This window comes from Streptomyces lydicus (genome assembly GCF_000717345.1).
GTDB lineage: Bacteria > Actinomycetota > Actinomycetes > Streptomycetales > Streptomycetaceae > Streptomyces > Streptomyces lydicus.
Genome location: NZ_JNZA01000017.1, coordinates 120423 through 140494, shown reverse-complemented (window position 1 = coordinate 140494; position 20072 = coordinate 120423). Strand labels below are relative to the sequence as shown.

The window sequence follows — 20072 nt, the reverse complement described above, 5'->3', positions numbered from 1 at the left end:
CCGAAGTCGCCGGAGCGCCACGATCGTTGGACAACGCGCCGCACGGCGTTAGGGGCGGCGCCCGGCAGGGCACAACATGACAGGTGGCGTTGTCACGCCCCCTTGGTTGGGTGACCCGTACGGCGCGGCCTCCGCCCGGGAGAGGAGGGACGCCGCTGTCCCCCTACGACGACCGGCCCTTCGGTGAGCTCGCCGAACGCTTCCGGCACGACGCCGCCCCCTGCCCCCGCCTCCACGCTCCGTGGGCCACCCGCCCGGCCCGGCCTCGCCCCCGACACCGCGGCCTCGGCCGCCTGGTCCCGGCAGCCGCGGCCGTCGGCCTGGCCGCCGGGCTCGTGCTGGCCCACGGTCTGCTGCTCGCCGGCGGTCTGGTGCTGGCCGGACTGGCCGCCCACCTGGCGGGCGCCGGCCACGACCGGCGGCCGTAGCGCCGATACGCGCAGCGCGCCCGTACGTGGAGCGGGCCGGCACGTGCCGGCCGCGCGGACCGCCGGCCCGCTTTCCGCCCGGGGACGGCAAGCGGACCGGCAGCTCCCTCACGCCCCGCGACGGGAAGCGCGCGTCATGTCCCCCTGGCGACTCTTCGACGCCACGGCGACACAGAGGGCACCCAACAGGAACGTCAGGGCACCGATGACGAGGTTGTTCCAGATGACACCGGCGTCCGCGCCGGTGCCGACGATCCACGGCGAGATGATCATCCATACGCCGATCGCGCACATCGCACCGCTCAGGCCGTACATCCGCTCGGGGGTCACGGTGAAGCCGACCGCCAGGAGGGCGATCGCGATCCCGAGTATGAGGTTGTGGGTCGTGAGCGCGGGCTGTGCGGCCGCGTAGTGGACGATCCACGGAGAAGCGGCGCAGTACAGGCCGACCAGGAACACCGGTCCGTCGACGAGTACCACGTCACGTCCGCCGAGAACCCGCTCGTATCGAGCCTGCATCTCAGATGCATCGGGGTGACCTGCGAGGTCTCCCCTGTGGTGTGAGACGTCGGCCATGCGACTCGCCTCCTTCATCCACAAGCCTGGCCGGTTTTCGCGCGGCATCGGAACCACGCACCTTTATTTTGCGCTTATGTCGGCTTTATGTGTAGATGAAGCGACAGGTGAATTTTGAAGCGTTCCGGTCAGCCTCCGCGCTCACCCGCGGTCAGCGGGACGCCACCCGCCGGGGCGGACCGCACCGGACCGGGTCAGCTCAGGCCGTGGAGGCCGTCCAGGTGCGGCAGGTCGTGGTCGAGCCGCTCGCGTTTGGCCCGCAGGTAGCGGATGTTCTCCGCCCGCGGCTCCATCAGTAGCGGCACCTGCTCGGCGACCGCGATGCCGTGCCGCAGCAGCGCCGCCCGCTTGCGCGGATTGTTGGACAGCAGGCGCACGGACCGCACCCCGAGGTCCCGCAGCATCTCCGCCGCGACGCGGTACTCGCGGGCGTCGACCGGCAGCCCGAGCGCGATGTTCGCCTCGACCGTGTCCAGCCCCTCCTCCTGGAGCTTCATCGCCCGGAGCTTGGCCAGCAGCCCGATCCCCCGGCCCTCGTGGCCCTGGAGATAGACCAGCACGCCCCGCCCGGCCGCCACGATCGCGCGCAGTGCGGCGGACAATTGGTCACCGCATTCACAGTGCGTGGAGGAGAACACATCACCGGTCAGGCATTCCGAATGCACCCGGGTCAGCACGGCCGTTCCGGCCACCTCACCGTGGACCAGCACGACTTGCTCGATTCCACTGCGAAGGTCGAGATAGCCGACCGCCAGGAATTCGCCGTACGTGGTGGGCAGCCGGACCTCCACCACCCGTTCCACGTAAGGTTTCTGGGCGTCATCGAATGCGACGGCCACGTCGCGGCCGGTGCCGGCAACATCGTCGGGGTCGGTCATGGCGCGATGGTACCCGCGCGGGGAATCGATGGGCAGAGATCACTCAGAATGGCAACAAGTATGCTGCGAGGCCCCTGCAGCACAGCGCCGGCAACGAAAGGCGGCAGCACACCATGACCGCTCCGGGACAACCGACCGCGGGCACCGGCCTGTTGCCGGCCGACACCACCGAGGACGTACGGGCCCGACGCCCGCTGATGGCGCTGCTGCCCATCGGCAGCTTCGAACAGCACGGTGCCCACCTGCCGTTGACCACCGACACCGTGATCGCCTGCACCGTCGCCCGGGAGTTGGCCGCCGCGCACCCGGTCCAGCTGCTGCCGCCGCTGACCGTGTCCTGTTCGCAGGAGCACGCGGACTGGCCGGGGACCGTCAGCATTTCGGCGCGGACCCTCCACGCGATCGTCACCGACATCGCCGCCTCGCTGCGCCGGTCCGGCATCGGCACGCTGATTCTGGTCAACGGCCACGGCGGGAATTACGTACTGCGCAATGTGGTGCAGGAATCCGCGGGAAGCGGCGTACGGATGGCACTCTTCCCGGGCCCGGGCGACTGGGACGCGGCACGCGACCGGGCCGGCGTGCGGACACCCGCGCACAGCGATATGCACGCCGGAGAGGTCGAGACCTCGATTCTGCTGCACGCCCACCCCGAATTGGTCAGGGACGGCTATGAATCGGCGGATTGCGACGCCGATGACCGGAAGCATCTGCTGACGCTGGGAATGTCGGCCTATACCGCATCCGGGGTCATCGGCCGGCCGTCGCGCGCCTCCGCCGCAAAGGGCCGTGAATTGCTGGCCGGTCTGGTCGAGGCATTCGGGGAATACGCCGCGCTGTTCGCGGTGCGGGCGGAAACCGGAGGCCGGGACGATGCCCGCGCGGAGGACTGAGGTGCTGGACGCCGCGACGGCCTGGGAGCGGCTGCGGGAGATCCGTACGGCGGACGAGGCCCGGGCCGCCGGACTGGGGCCGGACGGCGACGCCGGGACCGGCGGGGAACGGGCCCGGTCGCCCGAGGTGGCCGAACTCGTCGAGCGCTATCTGCCGCTGTGCCTGGCCGGGCCGCGGATCGCGTTCGCGCAGCTCGGGCAGAGTCTGGACGGCTTCATAGCGACCCGTACCGGCGACGCCGACTACGTCACCGGGCCGGCCGACCGCCGCCACCTGCACCGGCTGCGGGCGCTCGCCGACGCGGTGGTCGTCGGGGCCGGGACGGCGGTGGCGGACGACCCTCGGCTGACCGTGCGCGCCTGTGCGGGCGACAACCCGGTGCGGGTGGTGCTCGATCCGCGGGGCCGGGTGCCGCTGGGCCGGGGCGTGTTCACCGACGGGGCCGCGCCCACGCTGTGGGTGGTCGGGGCGGACGCGGCGGCCGCGCGGCGGGCCGACGTGGGCGCCGGGGTGGAGGTGCTCGTCCTGCCGGACCCGGCCGCGTTCGCACCGGGGCGGCTGCTCCAGGTGCTGGCGCGGCGCGGGCTGGGCCGGGTGCTGGTCGAGGGCGGTGGCGTCACGGTGTCGCGGTTCCTGCGGGAGCGGGCGCTGGACCGGCTCTATCTCACCGTGGCGCCGGTGCTGCTCGGCGACGGCGTCCCCGGGCTGCGGTTCGCCGGTACGCCGGTGATGCGCGAGGCGCTACGCCCGCCGCTGCGGCGCGCCCTGCTCGGCGAGGACACGCTTTTCGAGCTGGACCTGCGGGCGGTCGGTGACGCCTGGCTGGGCGAGGCGTCGCACGAGCAGCACCGCGGCGCCCGGGAGGCTCGCGGCGAAGGCGAGGACGCCGTAGACCACGGCGCTGGTCAGTCCCTGCGCCGCGCCCAGTCCGGCGGCGCCGAAGGCCCAGGCGGCGACGCCCTCACGGGGCCCCCAGCCGCCGATGTTCAGCGGTAGCGCCATCGCGAGCAGCGCCAGCACCACCAGCGGTACCAGCTCGGCGGTGGGTGCGGTGGCGCCGGCGACGCGGGCGGCCAGCACGAACATCGCGAGGTAGCCGGCGAGCACCACGACGGAGGAGAGCGCGACGCCGGGCCAGACGTCCCGGCCGAGCAGGCCCCGGCGGGCCTCGGACAGCACCGTGCGCAGGGCGCGTTCGCCGCGCGAGGCGCCCCGGTGCCGGCGCAGCCACCACCCGGCGGCGAGGGCCGCCGGCACCGCCGCGGCGGCGGGCAGCGCCACGGCGGGCGAGGCGAGCAGGTGGGCGACCGGCGCCAGCACCGGCGACGGCCGGAGGACGAGCACCCCCGCCCCGGCCACGAGCAGCACCAACTGACCCGCTGCGCGCTCCAGTATCACCGCGCGGACGCCCCGGCCGAGGTCGCCTGCGGAGCGGCCGTGCCGGACCGCGCGGTGGACGTCGCCCAACACGCCGCCGGGCAGCGCCGCGTTCAGGAACAGTGCCCGGTAGTAGTCCGCCACGGCCGGTCCCAACGGGAGCCGCAGGCCCAGGCCGCGGGCCACCAGGCACCAGCGCCAGGCGCTGAAGACCGTGGTCAGCAGGCCGATGCCGAGCGCCGCCAGGAGCGTGCCGGGGTCGATCCTGCGCACGCCCTCCAGGAAGGCGGCCGAGCCCAGGTGCTGGACCAGCGCGGCCAGGATGCCCACGCCCGCGAGCATCCGCAGGCCGGCCCCCCAGCCGGGGCGGTTCACCCGCCGCCCCCGGGCAGTGCCAGCAGATCGGTGTGGTGCACCGCAACCTGCAACTCCCCCGCCGCGCACTCCTGGAGGCGCCGGCTCAGATACGCCGCGGCCGCCGGTGTCAGCTCCGGGCACTGGGCCTGCGCGGCGCCGACCCAGCCGTGCAGCCATTCGGCGATCAGCGCGGACTCCGCACACCCCAGCCGCCAGGTGCTCGGCTTGACCTGGACCCGCGCGCCCCGCCGCTCGAAGGCCATGACGGCCGCCGCCACCGCGTCCGGGCCGAGCAGCGCCCGGCCCTGGTCGGTGCGGCGCTGGTGCGCGTTGAAGGCGTCGGTCAGTGCCTCGTCGAGCGGGTCGGCCGGGGTCAGTTCGACCCGGCCGGCGACGGAGAGCGCCAGCAGCGCCGGGACGCCGGCCCGGGTACACGCCTCGGCCAGCGCCTCCACCTCCGCGACGGTCAGCAGATCGAGCAGCGCCGAGGCGGTGACCAGCGAGGTGCCGGCGAGGTCGGCGGCGGTGAGCGCGGCCAGGTCGCCGGTCGCGGTGGTGGCGGTGACGGGCGTGCCGTCGGCGGCCGTTCCGGGCATGCGCGTGCCGGCGAGGGCGAGCAGGTCGGGGTCGTGGTCGTGGAGGACCCAGCGCTGCGGGCCGGGCAGCCGGACGGTCAGCCAGCGCGCCATCGAGCCGGTGCCACAGCCCAGGTCGCGGATCACCAGGCCGGGCGGCCCGGTCCGCGCGGCCAGCCACGCCTGCAGCGGGCGCAGCAGCTCGGGCGCGCGGGCCGCGGCGTCGGCGCGCTCGCGCAACTCCAGCCAGCGCGGGGCGAATCGAGGGCTGCCCACCGCGTTCATCGGGCGCTCCGGGGTGCGTGCCGAAGCCGTTCCAGCGCTTCGGCCAGACTGTGCGACGTCATCTCCCACTCCTCCAGCATGGCACGCCGGTCGCGCGCCGATTTCCTCAGCCGGTCACGCAGTTGCGGTCCATCGAGCCAGTCGCGCAGCGCCCCGGCCAGCGCCGTCGGCGGGTCGGACGGTACGAGCAGGCCCGGCAGGCTGCCGTCGGGGGCCCGCCCGAGCGCTTCGGGTACGCCGTCGACGGCCGTCGCCAGCACCGGGATTCCGCGCGCCAGCGCCTCAGTGACGACCATGCCGTAGGTCTCCGTGTACGACGGCAGGACCAGCAGGTCGGCGGCCTCGTAGCGGGCTTCCAGGTCGGGGCCGGCGAGCGGCCCGGTGAAGACGGTGCGGTCGTCGAGGCCGAACGCGGCGACCTGGCTGCGCAGTTGGTCCGGGTACGTCCGGTCGCGGCCGGGCCCGCCGACGAAGGTGCAGCTCCAGGGCGCGTCGGTGACGCTCGCCAGGGCGTCGATCAGCCGGTGCTGCCCCTTGCGCGGGGTGAGCGAGGCGACGCACAGCAGCGCGCCGCGTCCGTCGGTGCCGGGTGCGAGGGGCGCCGGGTCGGTTCCCGGCCGGGCGACGTGGACGCGCTCGGCGGCCAGCCCGTGGTGGGCGACGAGCCGGCGGGCGGCCCCTTCGCCGGTGGCCACCACCGCGGACGCGGCCCGCAGGGTGCGGCGTTCGCGGGCGTCCAGCTCCGCGGCCGTCCCGGCGTCGAGCCCGGTCTCGTCGCCCAGCGGCAGATGGACCAGGACGGCGAGCCGCAGGCGTGCGGCCTCGGGGACGACGATCTCGGGTACGCCGCAGGCGACCAGGCCGTCGCACAGGACCACCGCGCCGTCGGGCAGCGCCGCCAGCCGGCGGGCCAGTTCCGCGCCGTCCTCGGGGTCCGGCCGGGGCCAGTCGCCGGGCAGCGCGCAGCGGCGCACCCGCCAGCCCGTCGCCGGGAGGTCGCGGCAGACCCGCAGGTCGTAGTGGTTGCCGCCGCTGGGCGCCGTCGGGTCGTCGACCCCGCCGGGCAGCAGGACGTGCACCATCCGGTCGACTGCCGGGCCGGCGCCGGTGTGCGTCACAGAGTGCGCTCGTAGGTCGCCCAGGCGATGTGCGATTCATGCAAGGTGACCGATATGCCGGTCAGTTCGCGGGCGCTCTCGCCGAGGTTGCCGGCGTGGACGCGCTCGGCGAGCCGGTCGGCGATGACCTTGGCGAGGGCCTCGGTCGAGGTGTTGGTGCCGGCGAAGGCCGGCTCGTCGTCGAGATTGCGGTAGTTCAACTCACCGACCACTCCGCCGAGTTCCTGGGTGGCCAGACCGATGTCGACGACGATGTTGTCCGCGTCCAGCTCCGGGCGGCGGAAGGTGGCGTCCACGATGAAGGTCGCGCCGTGCAGACGCTGTGCGGGCCCGAAGACGGCGCCCCGGAAGCTGTGCGCGACCATCAGGTGATCGCGGACGGTGATGCTGAACACGGGCGTTCCTCCGGTGTGATGTCGGTCTCAGTGCGAGTGGCGGCGGGGGTGTCGGTGAGGGGTCGTGGCTCGTGGTTCCGGCCGGTTTCCGGGGGTGCCTCCGGGCGCTCCTACGAGCCGTCCGGGGGCGCGTACCGGATGCGGTGGCAGAGCGCCGGCAGGTCGCCGGAGGCGAGCCGGGGCAGCACCGACGGCAGGTCCTCGAAGGCTGATTCGCCGGTGACCAGCGCGTCGAAGGCGGGGTCGGCGAGGAGTTCGAGGGCGAGCGCGAGCCGGTCGGCGTAGCTGCGGCGGGCCCGCCGGGCCGGCGAGACGGCCCCCACCTGGCTGCTGCGGACGACCAGCCGGCGGGAGTGGAACGCCTCCCCCAGCGGCAGGCTGACCCGCCGGTCGCCGTACCAGCTCAGTTCGAGGACGGTGCCCTCCGGAGCGAGCAGTTCCAGCGCGCGGGCCAGGCCCTCCTCGGTGGCGCTGGCGTGCACCACGAGATCGCAGTCGCCCCGGGCGTCCCCGGGCAGCGCGAAGTCGACGCCCAGCGCCGCGGCGGTGGCCGCGCGCGCCGGGTCGGCGTCGACCAACTGCACCCGCACCGCGGGGTAGCGGGCGAGCAGGGCGGCGACGCTGCAGCCGACCATGCCCGCGCCGATCACCGCGATCCGGTCTCCCACCAGCGGCGCGGCGTCCCACAGGGCGTTCACCGCGGTCTCCACCGTGCCCGCCAGCACCGCGCGGGCGGCGGGCACGGCGTCCGGTACGGGAGTGACGGCGCTCGCCGGGACGACGTAGTGCGTCTGGTGCGGATAGAGGCAGAAGACGGTGCGGCCGCGCAGCGCGGGCGGTCCCTCCTCGACGACGCCGACGTTGAGGTAGCCGTACTTGACCGGCGCGGGGAAGTCGCCCTCCTGGAAGGGCGCGCGCATCACCTCGTGCTGGCTCTCGGGCACACCGCCGCGGAAGACCAGGGTCTCGGTGCCGCGGCTCACCCCGGAGCAGAGCGTGCGCACCAGCACCTCGTCGGGGCCGGGCGCCGGCAGCGGCACCGTACGGATCGCGCCCCGACCTGGAGCGCTTAGCCAAAAGGCACAAGCGACGCGCGGCATCGGGATCCTCCTGGACGCTACGGCGGGGGTTCGTTGATGCTGGGGATCATGAGGACGCCGACACCATACGCGGCGCCCCACGACAGCGCCACAAGTCCAGGGAGGCACGGTGGCCGTACAAGAGCGCTACGACACAAGGCCGTTCGCACCGGACACCACGGCGGGGATGGGCGTGCAGCTGCTGGTGCTGGAGGTGCTCTGCCGGGCGGTCGGCATGGGCACCACGGGGTGGCTGACGGGCTCCGCGTTCGCGGTGGTCACCTGGGTGGTGCTGACCCTCGCGCTGCGCCGGTCGTGGACCGGGGCGTTCGGCCCCGCGAACCGCGTCACCCTGGCCCGGACGATCCTGGTCGGCGGGGTGACCGCCCTGGTGGCGGACTCCTTCGAGCGGCGGCCGCCGGTCGCAGTGCTGGTCGCGCTGGCGACCGTCGCGCTGATCCTGGACGCGGTCGACGGGCAGGTGGCCCGGCGCACCGGTACCGCGACCGCGCTGGGGGCACGCTTCGACATGGAGGTCGACGCGTTCCTCATCCTGGTGCTCTGCGTGCACGTCGCGGTGCCGCTGGGCGCCTGGGTGCTGGCGATCGGCCTGATGCGGTACGCGTTCGTCGCGGCGTCCTGGGTGCTGCCGTGGCTGCGCGGCGCGCTGCCGCACAGCATGGCCCGCAAGACGGTGGCGGCGCTGCAGGGCATCGTGCTCGTGGTGGCCGGCGCCGGGATCCTGCCCCGGGCGTCGGCGGCGGCCGCGGTGGCCGTGGCGCTGGCGCTGCTGGCCTGGTCGTTCGGCCGGGACATCGCCTGGCTGTGGCGGGTCAGGGCGCGGCCCGACGAGGGCGCCGGCCGGGACGGTGCGGCGGTGCGCGCTCCGGTCGCCGGGGAGGGCCGGGGCCTGTCCGTCCGGTCCTGATCCGTGGGCCGGGGCTCCGTCAGGTCCCCGCGTGCCGCCCGAGGTAGACGACCAGGGCAAGGAAGACCAGCACGAGGTTCGTGACGACCACGGCGAGCAGCACCTGCCGCCACAGGCTGCGCGGGGTGCGTGCCGGCTGGGTCAGCAGCACCGTGGCGGGCAGCCGCGCGAGTTGGGCGCCCGGACGGACGGCGGTCGTACGGATCCGGCGGACTCCGCAGCGCGGCGGGGTGCGGTGCCGGGCGAAGGTCTCCGGGCAGCCGCGGCCGTGACCGCGGGCTCCGCGCAGGGGTCCCCGCCCCGGTGGGCGGCCCCGGCAGGGGCGGGTGACGCCCGGCCCGGAGGAGGTGGGTATGCAGGTGCGGGAGCGGACCGCCCGCCAGGGCGGCGGTCCCTTACGTCGCGGTGCGCCGGACATCCGCCCTCACCCGGCTACGGCCGCCGGCACCACGCCGGCCCCGGTCCGGGCCGGTACCGTGCCGGCCCGGCGCGGCACCTGCGCCCCGCTCCGCTGTGCCCTGACCGCCGTGCGCATCCGTTGCCCTGCCGAATCAGCGAAACCGCCCACGCATGTCCTCCGCGTCCAGGCCGCCCGGCCCTCGCGTCATCTGTTGAATTGCGGATTTCCACAACTCTAGACGACGAGGGTGGGCCACTTGAATGGCCATGGGCGAAATGGCCTCCGGCGCCTGCCGCGAGGACGACGCCCGGCCGCCGTACGGGAAGGCGGCGCGAGCCGGGCATCCCGTGGACAGGACCGGTCGCCAATCCCATAGTGACGCGCATGACTTCACTGATACGTCACGTCACGATCGACTGCACCGACGCCTACCGCCTGGCGCGCTTCTGGGCGGAGGCGCTGGACGGCTCGCTGGCCGAGGACGACTTCCCGGGCGATCCGGAGGCCACCGTCACCTCCGCGGGCGGGGCGCTGCTGTTCCTCTCCGTGCCGGACGCCAAGACCGTCAAGAACCGGGTGCATCTGGATCTCCAGCCGCAGGACCGGAGCCGGGACGAGGAGGTCGAGCGGCTGCTGGCGCTGGGCGCGACCCTGGTGGCCGACCACCGCCGGCCGGACGGCACGGGGTGGGCGACGATGACCGACCCCGAGGGCAACGAGTTCTGCGTGGAGCGCAGCGCGGCGGAGCGGGCACGCTGATCCGACGCCCCCTCAGGCTTCAGTCCCGCCGGGCGCGGGCGGCGTCCTCGACCCGCTCCCGCGCCTCGGCGAGGTCCGCCTCGGTGGGGGCGTCGTCCTGGGAGAGCCGCGCGCGCCAGTAGCCGGTGAAGTCGATCTGCCGCTTGTCGATGCCGCGTTCCTCGACGAGGTGGCGGCGCAGCGTACGCACCGTGCCCGCCTCGCCGGCCAGCCAGGCGAAGGGTGCGCCGGCCGGGAAGGTCAGCGCGCGGACGGCCGCCGGCAGTGCGTCGCCGGACCCGGGCGGGGCGCCGTCGCGGTGCACCCAGTGCACGGTGAGGTCCGCCTCTGTGGTCAGGTGCTGCTCCTCCGCCGCGTCGGCGACCTCCACGCAGGCCAGCGCGCGGGTGCCGGGCGGCAGCGCCTCGACGAGAGAGCCGATGGCCGGCAGCGCCGTCTCGTCGCCGGCCAGCAGCAGCCAGTCCGCGGTGCCGAGCGGCAGCGGGCGGGCGTAGAGCGCCGACGGGCCGTAGCGGGCGAGGGTGTCGCCGGTCTTCGCGGTGGCCGCCCACCGGGTCGCCGGGCCGCTCGCCGGATCGTCCGCCGGTGCGGAGCCGTGCAGCACGAAGTCGACGGTGATCCGCTGCCGAACGGGGTCGTAGGAGCGCACCGTATAGCTGCGCAGCCACGGCCGTTCGTCCTCGGGGAGGGCGAGGAACGCCTGGTACCAGCGCATCTGGTCGCCGTCCGCGGGCACGTCGGGCAGTAGGGGCGCGAGCTGGCCGGGCCTGGGGAACAGCAGCTTGAGCTGCTGGTCCGGCCAGGTGGGGAAGTCGTCCAGGCCGTCCCCGGCGAAGCCGATCCGGACCATGTGCGGGGTGAGCCGCTGTACGTCGGTGACGTGGATGAGCGCGACGGGCACGGCCGCCATCGGATCCTCCTCGGGAGAAGCGGAGTTCGGGATGCGGACTGATATCCTTACACCGTAAAGAGTTAGCGCGGGAACATTACTTTATGGCGTAAGGAGACTGCAAGTGGTGGTATTCGCCGGCCAGGGCGACCCCCGCCGTTCGATGGCGCTGCTGTGGCGCACGGAGGGTGGGCGCGGGACGGACGCGAAGCGCGGGCCGGGCCCCAGGCCGGCGCTGAGCGTGGACGTCGTCGTCGACGCCGGGATCGCCGTCGCCGACGCCGAGGGCATGGCGGCCCTGTCCATGCGCGCCGTCGGCGAGCGCCTGGGGCGCACCGCGATGGCGCTCTACACCTACGTCCCCGGCAAGGGCGAGCTGGTGGACCTGATGTACGACCAGGTGCTCGCCGAGCTCCCGGCGGACTACGACCTCACGGCGGGCTGGCGGGCCGCGCTGACCTCCTGGGCCGAGGACACCTGGGCGTTCTCCCTGCGCCACCCCTGGGTGCTGCAGGTCTCCCAGGCCCGGCCGGTGCTCGGCCCGAACGAGTACCGCGCCATGGAGGCGCTGCTGCGCGTGCTGTACGCCACGGAGCTGAGCCCGGCGGTGCTGCGGCGGGTGGTGGGGACGCTGACCCACTTCGTGCGGGGCGCCGTGCAGACCGTCGCGGAGTCGCGGCTGGCCGCCGCGTCGACCGGGGTGTCCGACGAGGAGTGGTGGCCGGCCCGGTCCGGGGTGCTGGCGGAAGTGGCCCCCGACTTCGCGGAGCGCTTCCCGCTCCTGGTCGGCCTGGAGACCGAGGGCGCCGCGCCGGTCACGGACGACGCCGTGCCGTATCTGGAGCGCGAGGCGCGCACCACCTTCGAGGTGGGGCTCGGGGTCGTGCTGGACGGCATCGAAGCGGCGGTCGCGCGGGCCCGCTGAACGGGCCCCAGGGCCGCAGCGGCCCGGCCGGCGACGGCCGTTGGGGTGATGAAGCGGGCGCACCGGCCGCGAACGGGTGTCGTCGGGCCGACTCCGTGCGTTGATCGTCCATGACCGTCTTCCGCGTCCGACCGTGGTTCCTGCCCACCAGCCTCGCGGCGTTCCTCATCGAGGCGGGGCCGGAGGCGCCGGCTGATGCCCCGTCGGACGCCGTCCGCGACGGCCGGCCCGGCACACCGTCCGATACCCGGTCGGCTGAGGCGGGGCCGGACGGGTGTCCGCCGTCCGGCGACCCGGGCGACACCCGCGACCAGCCCCCTCCCGCCCCCGCTGACCGGGCCTGATGGGTCGCCCGGTGGGTGGCCGGGCAGCGAAGTTGACGGCGTGTCGAAAGCTGGCGGCTGCACACACCGTCGTCATCGGCTCACTCCGTGTGGCGAGCGGTGATGATCGCCCATAGCTTCGCCTCATGGCGCTACGACAGATGAAATACATGGGTTGCGTCGCGGTGGTGCTGGCCGGCGGACTGGGCGCGGCCGCCCCCCACGACTCCGAGGGCCGGCACGTCGTCCGCCCGGGCGAATCGATCCAGCGTGCGGTGGACAGGGCACGGCCGGGCGACACGATCGTCCTGCGACCGGGGGTCTACCGCGAGAGCGTGCTGATCGACAAGTCCCGGCTGCGGCTCGTCGGCGCGGGCAAGAAGACCGTGATCACGCCGCCCCGCACCCGGGCGGAGAACGCCTGCGGGCAGGGCGGCAACGGCATCTGCGTCCTCAGCCGCGGCAAGCGTCCCCTCCGGGACGTCAGCATCCGCTCGCTGACCGTCGAGGGCTTCAAACGGAACGGCATCTGGGCGTCCGGCACCGACCGGATGTCCGTACACGAGGTGACCGCCCGCAGAAACGGCGTGTGGGGCATCGCGCAGGAGAAGTCCACCCGCGGCGTGATCCGGGACAACTACGTCACCGGCAACGGCGACTCGGGCATCTTCCTCGCCAACACGGTCAAGGAGGAGGGCGGGGCCACCGACACCCGCGGTGCACTGATCAGCCAGAACCGCCTCACCCGCAACCGGATCGGGGTCACGGTCCGGCGGGTCAGGAACCTGACGGTCAGCCACAACACCATGACCGGGAACTGCGGCGGGATCTTCATCGTCGGCGACGAGTCGCGCCCCCGGGCCGGCGCGCTGACCGTACGGGACAACGACATCTCCCGGAACAACAAGCACTGCCCCGCGAGCAGCCGGCTGCCCTTCATTCAGGGCTCCGGCATCGTCCTCACCGGCACCGAGCGGGCGCTGGTGCGGCACAACCTGATCAAGGACAACATCGGCAGGTCCCCGCTGTCCGGCGGTGTCGTCCTGTTCCACAGCTTCGTCAACGCGCTGAACGAACGCAATGTCATCGTCGACAACGTCGTGCTGCGCAACAAGCCCGCGGACCTGCTCAACAAGGACGCCGCAGGCAAGGGGAACCGATTCATCCGCAATGTGTGCCGGACCTCGAAGCCGGCCGGTCTGTGCTGACTTCCCACGGGAGAATAGAGGCGGAATGACCACCGTAAGTCCCACCCCCCAGTCGGCGATGCGGCTGCGGGAGCTCGTCTTCGGAGCCGCGTGCGCCGCGGCCGTACGGGCCGCGGCGCGCCTCGGCGTCGCGGACGCGCTCGACGACCGGCCCGCCACCGCGCAGGAGCTGGCCACCGCGGTGCACGCCGAGCCGCGGCCGCTGGAGCGGCTGCTGCGCGCACTGTCCTGCTACGGGATCTTCGCGGAGACCGACGACGGGAAGTACGTCCACACCGAGATGTCCCGGATGCTGCGCGAGGACGCCCCCAACAGCCTGCGGTACATCGCGTTGTGGTGCACCGAGCCATGGACCTGGGACGCCTGGCCGCGGCTCGACGAAGCGGTCCGCACGGGCCGCAGCGTCTTCCCCGAGCTGTACGGCAAGGGCTTCTTCGAGTACCTCCACGAGGACGCACGGGAGTCGGCCCAGGTCTTCGACCGGGCCATGACCACCTCCAGCAAGCAGTCGGCCGAGGACGTCGCCAAGCTGCTCGACCTCTCCGGGGCGTCGTCGGTGGCGGACATCGGCGGCGGCCAGGGCCACGTCCTCGCCAGCCTGCTGGAGAAGCACCCGGGACTCAAGGGCACGCTCCTCGACCTGCCCACGGTCGTGGCGAACCCGGACCCCCGGCTGCGCGACGGCGGCGCGCTCGCCTCGCGGGTCCAGATCGTGCCGGGCGACTGCCGCGAGGAGATCCCCGTCCAGGCCGACGTCTACATCATCAAGAACATCCTGGAGTGGGACGACGAGAGCACCCGCCGGACGCTGGCCAACGTCCTCAAGGCCGCCCGTCCCGGCGCCCGCGTGGTGATCATCGAGAACATCGTCGACGACAGTCCCTCGATGAGGTTCACCACCGCCATGGACCTGCTGCTGCTGCTCAACGTCGGCGGCGCCAAGCACTCCAAGGCGAGCCTGGTCGGCCGGATGGGCGAGGCCGGGCTGGAGGTCGGCGCCATCCTGGAGGTCAACCCGTATCTGCACGCCTTCGAATGCACCGTCCCGGCGTGACGAAGGCCGTGCTGTGACCCCGCCCGGGAACGGCGGACCGCCCGGTGAGGAGGCTTCTCCTCGCCGGGCGGCCATGCCCGTTCCCGGGCGGGCGCGTGAACCGGAGGATCGCCCCGGCCCCGCCCGCGCGTCAGCCGCTGCCGTCGCGCTCCCAGCGATAGAACTGGTGGGCCATCGCGTCCTTGGGGCTGCGCCAGGTCTCCGGGTCGTACGCGCTGACGAAAGCGGACAGCTTGTCGCTCACCGCGCGGAACTCGGGGTGTTCGGTGACCTTGGCGATCTCCGGCCCCGGCGGCCGGTCGGATTCGATGAGGTGCAGATACACGTCACCGAACTGGAAGAGGGTCCGCCGCTTGACGCCGACCAGGTGCGGCAGTTCCGTACGGTCGGAGGTCTCGAAGACCTCCGCGATGTCCGGAGCCGAACCGGGTTTCATGCGCGCGACGATCAGAGCGTGATGCATCGGGAAGTTCCCTTCGTTGCCGCCGGACCGGGGTCCGAACGCGGCGCCGCGTCCGGTCAGTTGACGACGGCGGAACGCATCTCGCGGTCCCGCTGCTCGATCTTGTCCCGGATGAGCTCCATCTGGATCCGGGAGTTGCGGTTGATGAGCTCGGTCATCCCCTTGTCGTCCACCGGCGCCGAGGGCTTCATCGCGAAGTCCTGGGTCCAGTGCATCGAGGTGCCGCCCGGGATCTCGGCGTACTTCCAGTGGATGTCCATGTGCTCGAACGGGCCGGTCTCCACGCGGCGGGCGCGGACCGTGCGGTTGGCGCGGTCCATCACGCGCTCGGAGACCCAGCTCCAGACGGTGCCGTTCTCGTCCGGGTGCATCGTCAGCCGGAAGGTGGTCTTGTCGCCCTCCCGGGAGAGCACCTCGACGGAGGCGTACTCGCTGAACAGCTTCGGCCAGTTCTCGATGTCGTTGGTGAGGTCCCAGACGAGGTCGAGGGGCGCCGCGATGGTGATGTCGTTCTCGGTGTGGCCGGGCATCTCAAGCTCCTGTCGTAGGCACGGTCGCCTTGTCGGCGTTGGCACGGTCGTTGTTCGTGTTGACGAGGTCGAGGAAGTCGCGCGGCGTCTTGCAGCGCTCCGCATCGGTCGGCATCGGCCGGCCGTGCCGGTTCTCCAGCTCGCCCACGATCCCGAGCAGCCCCAGCGAGTCGAGGCCGAACTCGGCGAAGGACATGTCGGCGCGGTTGGCCAGGTCCTTCGGGTCGACGGTGAGGCCGGCGGCCGACTTCATCAGCGCCGCCAGCTCGTTGAGCGTCAGTTGAGCGGTCATGTGCGGTTCTCCTTCTCACGAGGGGGGCGTCGGGCCCTGCCGCAGCACCATTGCCGCGTTCGAACCCATCAGCCCCCGGCTCAGCACCAGCGCCGTCCGCAACTCGGCGGGCCGGGCCCGGCCGGTCACCACGTCAAGGTCATGGCAGACGTCGACGACGTTGGGGGTGGGCGGCACCACGCCGTTCTCCATGGCGAGCACCGCGGCCGCGAGGTCCAGGACGGGAGCACCGCAGTACGCCCGCCCGGTACCGGTCTTGGGTGCGGTCACCGGAACCCGGTCGGCGTGCCGGCCCAGGGCGTCCGCGAGCGCCAGCGCCTCGGCCCGGTCGGCCGAGGGGACACCGAGCGCGTCCGCGAACACCACGTCAATCTCCTCCGGGGCACACCGCGCGTCCGACAGCGCACCGCGGATCGCGTGGGCGAGTCCCGCGCGGGACTCCTCCCACCGCGAGGCCCCGGTGAAGGTCGCGGCATGTCCGAGGAGCACGGCCCGGGGGGTGGCGCCGCGGCTCTCGGCCGCCGCGGCCTCCTCGACGACCAGCATCGCGCCGCCCTCGGCGGGCACGAATCCGCAGGCGTCACGGGTGAACGGGCGGTAGGCCCGCACCGGGTCGTCCAGGCTGCTCAGGTCCTCGTAACCGAGCTGGCAGACCACCGAGTAGGGGGCCAGCGGCGCCTCCGCGGCGCCCACGACGACGGCGTCGGTGCCACGCCGGATGGTGCGGCAGGCGTGCGCCAGGGCGTCCAGGCCGCCCGCCTCGTCGCTGGCGACCACTCCGCAGGGGCCCTTGAAGCCGCCGCGGATGGAGATCTGTCCGGTGCTGGCCGCGTAGAACCAGGCGATGGACTGGTACGGGCCGACGTACCGGGAGCCCTGGCCCCAGAGCCGTTGCAGCTCCCGCTGGCCGAACTCGCCGCCGCCCGAGCCGGCCGCCGTCACGACGCCCACCGCGAACGGCGAGTCGGCGTAGTCGGCACGGCCGAGCCGGGCGTCGTCCAGCGCGAGGTTGGCCGCCGCCATGGCGAAGTGCGTGAACCGGTCGGTCTGGACGAGGTAGCGCTCCTCGATCAGTTCCGCCGGGTCGAAGCCGCGCACCTCGCCGGCGACCTTGAGCGGCAGGTGCTCGCACCCGTCGCGGGTCACCCGGTCCAGGACGCTGACGCCCTCCACGGTCGCCTTCCAGAACGACTCGGTGCTCACCCCGTTGGGGGCGATGACGCCGATGCCGGTGACGACCGAGCGTCTTTCCTTGGGGGATCTCATCCTGCCCTCCCGCCCTGTCGGGTCAGTACCACCGCTGACTGGAATCCGCCGAAGCCGCTGCCGACCGACAGCACCGAGCGCAGCGGCAACTCCCGTGCCGTTCTGGGCACGTAGTCCAGGTCGCACTCCGGGTCCGGGGTCTCGTAGTTCGCCGTCGGCGGCACGACCTGGTGGGTCAGTGCCAGCACGCAGGCGACGATCTCGATGGCGCCGATCGCGCCGAGCGAGTGGCCCACCATGGATTTGATGGAGCTCATCGGCACGTTGTAGGCGTGTTTGCCCAGCGACCGCTTCACCGCGGCGGTCTCGTGCCGGTCGTTCTGCTGGGTGCCCGAACCGTGGGCGTTGACGTAGTCGACCTGGGTGGCGTCGACCTTGGCGTGGCCGAGCGCGCGGTTGATCGCCTCGGCCATCTCCAGGCCCTCCTGGGTCAGCCCGGTCATGTGGTACGCGTTGCCGAAGGTGGCGTAGCCGCGGATCTCGCAGTGCACCGTCGCGCCACGCGCCCGGGCGTGCTCCAGCTCCTCCAGGACGAGCACGGCGCCGCCCTCCCCCATGACGAATCCGTCGCGGTGCGCGTCGAACGGCCGGGAGGCGTGGGCGGGGTCGTCGTTGTTCGCGGAGGTGGCCTTGATGGCGTCGAAGCAGGCCACCGTGATCGGGGAGATCGGCGAGTCCGAGGCGCCGGCGACGCAGACGTCGACCCGGCCCTCCTCGATGGACTGGAAGGCGTACCCGATGGCGTCGAGGCCGGAGGTGCAGCCCGTGGAGACGGTCTGCACCGGGCCGTGCGCACCGACCTGTTCGGCCACCGCGGAGGCGAGCGAGCTCGGGGAGAACGCCCGCTCCAGGTAGCGGCCGGCCGGCCGGTGGTCGACGTCCCAGCGCTGCCCGTGGTTGCTGACGGCGACGTAGTCGTGCTCCAGCCGCGTGGTGCCACCGACCGCGGTGCCCAGGGACACACCGATGCGCCAGGGGTCTTCCTTTCCGGTGTCCAGGCCGGCGTCGCGCAGTGCCTCGTCGGCGGCGACCAGGGCGAACTGCACGTACCGGTCCGAGCGGGCGATCTGCTCCTCGCTCAGCCCGTGGGCGCGCGGATCGAAGTCGCACTCGGCGGCGATGCGTGAGCGGAAACCCTCGGGGTTGAAGAGGGTGATGCCACGGGTCGCCGTACGGCCGGCGGACAGCAGGTCCCAGAAGGCGGGTACTCCCACACCGCCGGGCGCGACGATCCCGACGCCGGTGACCGCCACGCGGCGGGTCATGACACCGGCTCCGTGCGTTCGGGCGGGGCGGCCGGGGTGCTCTCCTGGGTGCCCTCGGTGTCGACGTGGCCCAGCTCGGGGCGCGGCGCCAGCGGACCGAGGTGGAAGACCATCCGGGCCTCGACGTCCCCCACGTTGCGGAACCGGTGCCGCATATAGGGGGGAATCAGCAGCCCCTGGTCCGGGCGCAGCGGGTACGCCTCGCCGTCCAGGTCCACTTCGAGCGCGCCCTGGACGACGTAGACGAACTCCTCGGAGTACGGGTGGTAGTGCTCGCCGATGCGCTCGCCGGGCTGGACGAGTGCCATGCCCATGAAGCCGCTCGTGGCGCCCACCGCGCTGGGCGTCAGCATGGCGCGCAGATCACCTCCGCGCCGGCGGTTGGGCTGGGTCTCGCTGAGGTCCACGATGCGTGGGCGGTCCGTGGTCATGGCTGATTCCTCCAGGGGCGTGAAGCCGGCGGTTGAGTGGGGTGGGTCCTGCTGCGGACCGGGTGCGGTCAGGCGTCCGGGGCCCGGCGATCGGTGATCAGGGCCATGTCGGAGCGCGACAGGAAACTCGCGAACTCCCGGTCGTTGGACAGCGGACCGGCCGCGCCGGTGTCGAGCAGACGCCGCAGTACGGCCGTCTTGCGGGGGCCGCGCACACCGAGCGACAGCATGGGGTCGCTGTCGAGGGGGATCCGCAGATCGATGAGCCGGACGACGATGTCGTCGCGCTGGAAGATCGTGCTGCCGGCGACCGGGCACGCCGGGTCGTCGGCGGCCAGCTCGTCCTGACGGGCCAGCATCCTGGCCAGCGCCATACCGCAGCCCTCCTTGGCGGGGTAGTACAGCGCGTGCCGCCGTACGCCCGTGGGCTGCTTGCCGTGCGCGGCGACGTGGTGCACCGCGGGCAGTGCGGCCCGGGTGAAGAAGACCCGCGCGGAGTTGGGATCGCTCAGGTCGCGGTCCTGCTCCAGATACGGGTTGATGGCCTCCTCGACGGCCCGGATCTCGGGCTGGCGGGAAATGTGCCGCAGCGCGGCGACCAGGTCGCCCTGCACCTCGACGGCGCGCACCACGCGGTTGCCGTGCATGAACAGGGAGGTGCGGCGCAGCCGGGTGGTGTCGTCGACGCGGGCCTCCGGGGAGGTGTAGCCGGCGAGGATCTCGGCGACCTTGTCCTCGCTGCCGGGCTTCACGGTGAAGGTCAGCGCGTGCCGGACCACACCGTCACCGACGCGGGGGTTCGCCTGCAGCCGGCCCTTGGGGGGCTCGGGCGCGAGCGCGGCGACGTTGGAGGTCTCCCGCAGGACGCTGAAGCGCAGCGAGCGGGTGTCACGGACGCAGGAGTGCAGCGGCTGCACCATCTTGACGTGCTCCTCGCTGTTGACCCAGGCGAGGAACGGCGGGGCGCTCTCCCACTCGCTGGTGATGAGCCACTGCGAGGGGTTCTCGATGGACTGGCACAGCTGGTCGGTGATGTGCCCGGGGACGGACGCGACCTGGTTGCGCAGGTGCTCGTAGGCTTCCAGGAAGCGCTGCTGGGCTCCTTCGTGGAGGTCCAGGAGCAGCACGACCCGAAGCCGTGAGCCGTCGAAGGCTGACTGGGATATTCGTTCCGACAGCGTTGTCATCGTCTACGCATCTCCTTCAGGGCCCGACGGCCCCTGTGGTGCGTCGTCAGTTCCGGTGCGATCCGGGTGACTGAGCCGGATGGTGGGGGCGGCCGGCCCGGTGATCCGGAAGGCGCCCCGGATTCGATCGTGGCCGCCGGACACGGGGGGCGCGAGATGTGTGAGCCATGCAGGTGAACCGTGATCGAAC

23 protein-coding genes and 1 pseudogene are annotated in these 20072 nt (G+C 73.0%); 8 read left to right on the top strand and 16 right to left on the bottom strand.

What is annotated here, in order from left to right; translation table 11 throughout:
* The first annotated feature begins 110 nt into the window (after positions 1-110).
* Positions 111-428: a hypothetical protein gene (locus tag OO62_RS18765; protein WP_033268597.1), complete on the top strand. Its 318-nt coding sequence runs from the start codon at positions 111-113 to the stop codon at positions 426-428.
* A 108-nt stretch (positions 429-536) separates the two neighbouring features.
* Here OO62_RS18765 and OO62_RS18760 read toward each other — a convergent pair whose 3' ends face one another.
* Positions 537-1004: an SPW repeat protein gene (locus OO62_RS18760; RefSeq protein WP_051733410.1), complete on the bottom strand. Its 468-nt coding sequence runs from the start codon at positions 1002-1004 to the stop codon at positions 537-539.
* 194 nt (positions 1005-1198) lie between these two features.
* Entirely contained in the window at positions 1199-1807 is a 609-nt protein-coding gene (gene ribA / locus OO62_RS18755) for a GTP cyclohydrolase II (RefSeq protein ID WP_063739030.1), read from the bottom strand.
* Positions 1808-1995: 188 nt separating this feature from the next.
* Here ribA and OO62_RS18750 point away from each other — a divergent pair, with 188 nt between their 5' ends.
* Both OO62_RS18750 and OO62_RS18745 read left to right on the top strand, forming a co-directional pair.
* Positions 1996-2775: a creatininase family protein gene (locus tag OO62_RS18750; RefSeq protein ID WP_033268594.1), complete on the top strand. Its 780-nt coding sequence runs from the start codon at positions 1996-1998 to the stop codon at positions 2773-2775.
* Positions 2756-3412, top strand: a pseudogene (locus OO62_RS18745) (RibD family protein); the annotation flags it as partial. The gene OO62_RS18750 and the pseudogene OO62_RS18745, both read left to right, overlap by 20 nt.
* Positions 3413-3517: 105 nt before the next feature.
* Here OO62_RS18745 and OO62_RS40215 read toward each other — a convergent pair.
* The 5 genes from OO62_RS40215 to OO62_RS18720 form a co-directional block, all read right to left on the bottom strand.
* The gene (locus OO62_RS40215; RefSeq protein ID WP_428835911.1) at positions 3518-4597 is read right to left on the bottom strand and encodes a lysylphosphatidylglycerol synthase transmembrane domain-containing protein; all 1080 of its coding nucleotides are present in this window, start codon (positions 4595-4597) and stop codon (positions 3518-3520) included.
* Positions 4525-5370, bottom strand: a complete 846-nt coding sequence (locus OO62_RS39965) for a class I SAM-dependent methyltransferase (protein ID WP_033268593.1) — start codon at positions 5368-5370, stop codon at positions 4525-4527. Before OO62_RS39965 ends, OO62_RS40215 begins: the two co-directional genes overlap by 73 nt.
* Positions 5367-6452: a glycosyltransferase family 4 protein gene (locus OO62_RS18730; RefSeq protein WP_078617245.1), complete on the bottom strand. Its 1086-nt coding sequence runs from the start codon at positions 6450-6452 to the stop codon at positions 5367-5369. The genes OO62_RS39965 and OO62_RS18730 overlap by 4 nt, the downstream gene beginning before the upstream one ends.
* 32 nt (positions 6453-6484) lie before the next feature.
* Positions 6485-6883, bottom strand: coding sequence for a 6-pyruvoyl trahydropterin synthase family protein (locus OO62_RS18725; protein ID WP_033268591.1), 399 nt, complete (start codon positions 6881-6883; stop codon positions 6485-6487).
* Positions 6884-6993: 110 nt separating this feature from the next.
* Positions 6994-7983: a zinc-dependent alcohol dehydrogenase gene (locus OO62_RS18720; RefSeq protein WP_033268590.1), complete on the bottom strand. Its 990-nt coding sequence runs from the start codon at positions 7981-7983 to the stop codon at positions 6994-6996.
* Positions 7984-8092: 109 nt separating this feature from the next.
* On the opposite strand from OO62_RS18720, the gene OO62_RS18715 reads away from it, so the two are divergent.
* A complete protein-coding gene (locus tag OO62_RS18715; protein WP_033268589.1) occupies positions 8093-8890 on the top strand; it encodes a CDP-alcohol phosphatidyltransferase family protein in 798 nt (265 codons plus the stop codon).
* Positions 8891-8909: 19 nt separating this feature from the next.
* Here OO62_RS18715 and OO62_RS18710 read toward each other — a convergent pair whose 3' ends face one another.
* Entirely contained in the window at positions 8910-9308 is a 399-nt protein-coding gene (locus OO62_RS18710) for a hypothetical protein (RefSeq protein WP_033268588.1), read from the bottom strand.
* Between the two features lie 366 nt (positions 9309-9674).
* Between OO62_RS18710 and OO62_RS18705 the strand changes: the two genes are divergently transcribed.
* Positions 9675-10049: a VOC family protein gene (locus OO62_RS18705; RefSeq protein ID WP_033268587.1), complete on the top strand. Its 375-nt coding sequence runs from the start codon at positions 9675-9677 to the stop codon at positions 10047-10049.
* 19 nt (positions 10050-10068) lie between these two features.
* Here OO62_RS18705 and OO62_RS18700 read toward each other — a convergent pair whose 3' ends face one another.
* Complete coding sequence (locus OO62_RS18700) at positions 10069-10959, bottom strand: siderophore-interacting protein (RefSeq protein WP_033268586.1); 891 nt, start codon at positions 10957-10959, stop codon at positions 10069-10071.
* A 103-nt stretch (positions 10960-11062) separates the two neighbouring features.
* Between OO62_RS18700 and OO62_RS18695 the strand changes: the two genes are divergently transcribed.
* From OO62_RS18695 to OO62_RS18680, 3 genes are all read left to right on the top strand, one after another.
* Positions 11063-11863 carry a TetR/AcrR family transcriptional regulator gene (locus OO62_RS18695; RefSeq protein ID WP_033268585.1) on the top strand — a complete coding sequence of 267 codons (801 nt, stop codon included), beginning with the start codon at positions 11063-11065 and terminating at the stop codon, positions 11861-11863.
* A 469-nt stretch (positions 11864-12332) separates the two neighbouring features.
* The gene (locus OO62_RS18685) at positions 12333-13394 is read left to right on the top strand and encodes a right-handed parallel beta-helix repeat-containing protein (protein ID WP_033268583.1); all 1062 of its coding nucleotides are present in this window, start codon (positions 12333-12335) and stop codon (positions 13392-13394) included.
* A 25-nt stretch (positions 13395-13419) separates the two neighbouring features.
* Positions 13420-14448, top strand: a complete 1029-nt coding sequence (locus OO62_RS18680) for a methyltransferase (protein ID WP_033268582.1) — start codon at positions 13420-13422, stop codon at positions 14446-14448.
* 130 nt (positions 14449-14578) lie between these two features.
* Here OO62_RS18680 and OO62_RS18675 read toward each other — a convergent pair whose 3' ends face one another.
* From OO62_RS18675 to OO62_RS18645, 7 genes are all read right to left on the bottom strand, one after another.
* Positions 14579-14911 (bottom strand): TcmI family type II polyketide cyclase, encoded by a 333-nt coding sequence (locus OO62_RS18675; RefSeq protein WP_033268581.1) that lies wholly within the window; start codon positions 14909-14911, stop codon positions 14579-14581.
* 56 nt (positions 14912-14967) lie between these two features.
* Complete coding sequence (locus OO62_RS18670) at positions 14968-15441, bottom strand: SRPBCC family protein (protein WP_033268580.1); 474 nt, start codon at positions 15439-15441, stop codon at positions 14968-14970.
* Position 15442: 1 nt separating this feature from the next.
* Positions 15443-15733, bottom strand: a complete 291-nt coding sequence (locus OO62_RS18665) for an acyl carrier protein (RefSeq protein ID WP_033268579.1) — start codon at positions 15731-15733, stop codon at positions 15443-15445.
* Positions 15734-15748: 15 nt separating this feature from the next.
* Positions 15749-16999 (bottom strand): ketosynthase chain-length factor, encoded by a 1251-nt coding sequence (locus OO62_RS18660; protein WP_033268578.1) that lies wholly within the window; start codon positions 16997-16999, stop codon positions 15749-15751.
* Entirely contained in the window at positions 16996-18264 is a 1269-nt protein-coding gene (locus tag OO62_RS18655) for a beta-ketoacyl-[acyl-carrier-protein] synthase family protein (RefSeq protein WP_033268577.1), read from the bottom strand. Before OO62_RS18655 ends, OO62_RS18660 begins: the two co-directional genes overlap by 4 nt.
* A complete protein-coding gene (locus OO62_RS18650; protein WP_033268576.1) occupies positions 18261-18695 on the bottom strand; it encodes a cupin domain-containing protein in 435 nt (144 codons plus the stop codon). The genes OO62_RS18655 and OO62_RS18650 overlap by 4 nt, the downstream gene beginning before the upstream one ends.
* 68 nt (positions 18696-18763) lie before the next feature.
* Positions 18764-19882, bottom strand: coding sequence for a SchA/CurD-like domain-containing protein (locus OO62_RS18645; RefSeq protein ID WP_033268575.1), 1119 nt, complete (start codon positions 19880-19882; stop codon positions 18764-18766).
* Positions 19883-20072: the final 190 nt, after the last annotated feature.

What these genes read in the sequence shown, in the direction of transcription:
- OO62_RS18645 (WP_033268575.1), bottom strand. Translation starts at nt 19,882, where the DNA reads ATGACAACGCTGTCGGAACGAATATCCCAGTCAGCCTTCGACGGCTCA.
- OO62_RS18675 (WP_033268581.1), bottom strand. Translation starts at nt 14,911, where the DNA reads ATGCATCACGCTCTGATCGTCGCGCGCATGAAACCCGGTTCGGCTCCG.
- OO62_RS18750 (WP_033268594.1), top strand. Translation starts at nt 1,996, where the DNA reads ATGACCGCTCCGGGACAACCGACCGCGGGCACCGGCCTGTTGCCGGCC.
- OO62_RS39965 (WP_033268593.1), bottom strand. Translation starts at nt 5,370, where the DNA reads ATGAACGCGGTGGGCAGCCCTCGATTCGCCCCGCGCTGGCTGGAGTTG.
- OO62_RS18650 (WP_033268576.1), bottom strand. Translation starts at nt 18,695, where the DNA reads ATGACCACGGACCGCCCACGCATCGTGGACCTCAGCGAGACCCAGCCC.
- OO62_RS18670 (WP_033268580.1), bottom strand. Translation starts at nt 15,441, where the DNA reads ATGCCCGGCCACACCGAGAACGACATCACCATCGCGGCGCCCCTCGAC.
- OO62_RS18655 (WP_033268577.1), bottom strand. Translation starts at nt 18,264, where the DNA reads ATGACCCGCCGCGTGGCGGTCACCGGCGTCGGGATCGTCGCGCCCGGC.
- OO62_RS18660 (WP_033268578.1), bottom strand. Translation starts at nt 16,999, where the DNA reads ATGAGATCCCCCAAGGAAAGACGCTCGGTCGTCACCGGCATCGGCGTC.
- OO62_RS18705 (WP_033268587.1), top strand. Translation starts at nt 9,675, where the DNA reads ATGACTTCACTGATACGTCACGTCACGATCGACTGCACCGACGCCTAC.
- OO62_RS18700 (WP_033268586.1), bottom strand. Translation starts at nt 10,959, where the DNA reads ATGGCGGCCGTGCCCGTCGCGCTCATCCACGTCACCGACGTACAGCGG.
- OO62_RS18710 (WP_033268588.1), bottom strand. Translation starts at nt 9,308, where the DNA reads ATGTCCGGCGCACCGCGACGTAAGGGACCGCCGCCCTGGCGGGCGGTC.
- OO62_RS18665 (WP_033268579.1), bottom strand. Translation starts at nt 15,733, where the DNA reads ATGACCGCTCAACTGACGCTCAACGAGCTGGCGGCGCTGATGAAGTCG.
- OO62_RS18685 (WP_033268583.1), top strand. Translation starts at nt 12,333, where the DNA reads ATGGCGCTACGACAGATGAAATACATGGGTTGCGTCGCGGTGGTGCTG.
- OO62_RS18680 (WP_033268582.1), top strand. Translation starts at nt 13,420, where the DNA reads ATGACCACCGTAAGTCCCACCCCCCAGTCGGCGATGCGGCTGCGGGAG.
- OO62_RS18760 (WP_051733410.1), bottom strand. Translation starts at nt 1,004, where the DNA reads ATGGCCGACGTCTCACACCACAGGGGAGACCTCGCAGGTCACCCCGAT.
- OO62_RS18730 (WP_078617245.1), bottom strand. Translation starts at nt 6,452, where the DNA reads ATGGTGCACGTCCTGCTGCCCGGCGGGGTCGACGACCCGACGGCGCCC.
- OO62_RS18720 (WP_033268590.1), bottom strand. Translation starts at nt 7,983, where the DNA reads ATGCCGCGCGTCGCTTGTGCCTTTTGGCTAAGCGCTCCAGGTCGGGGC.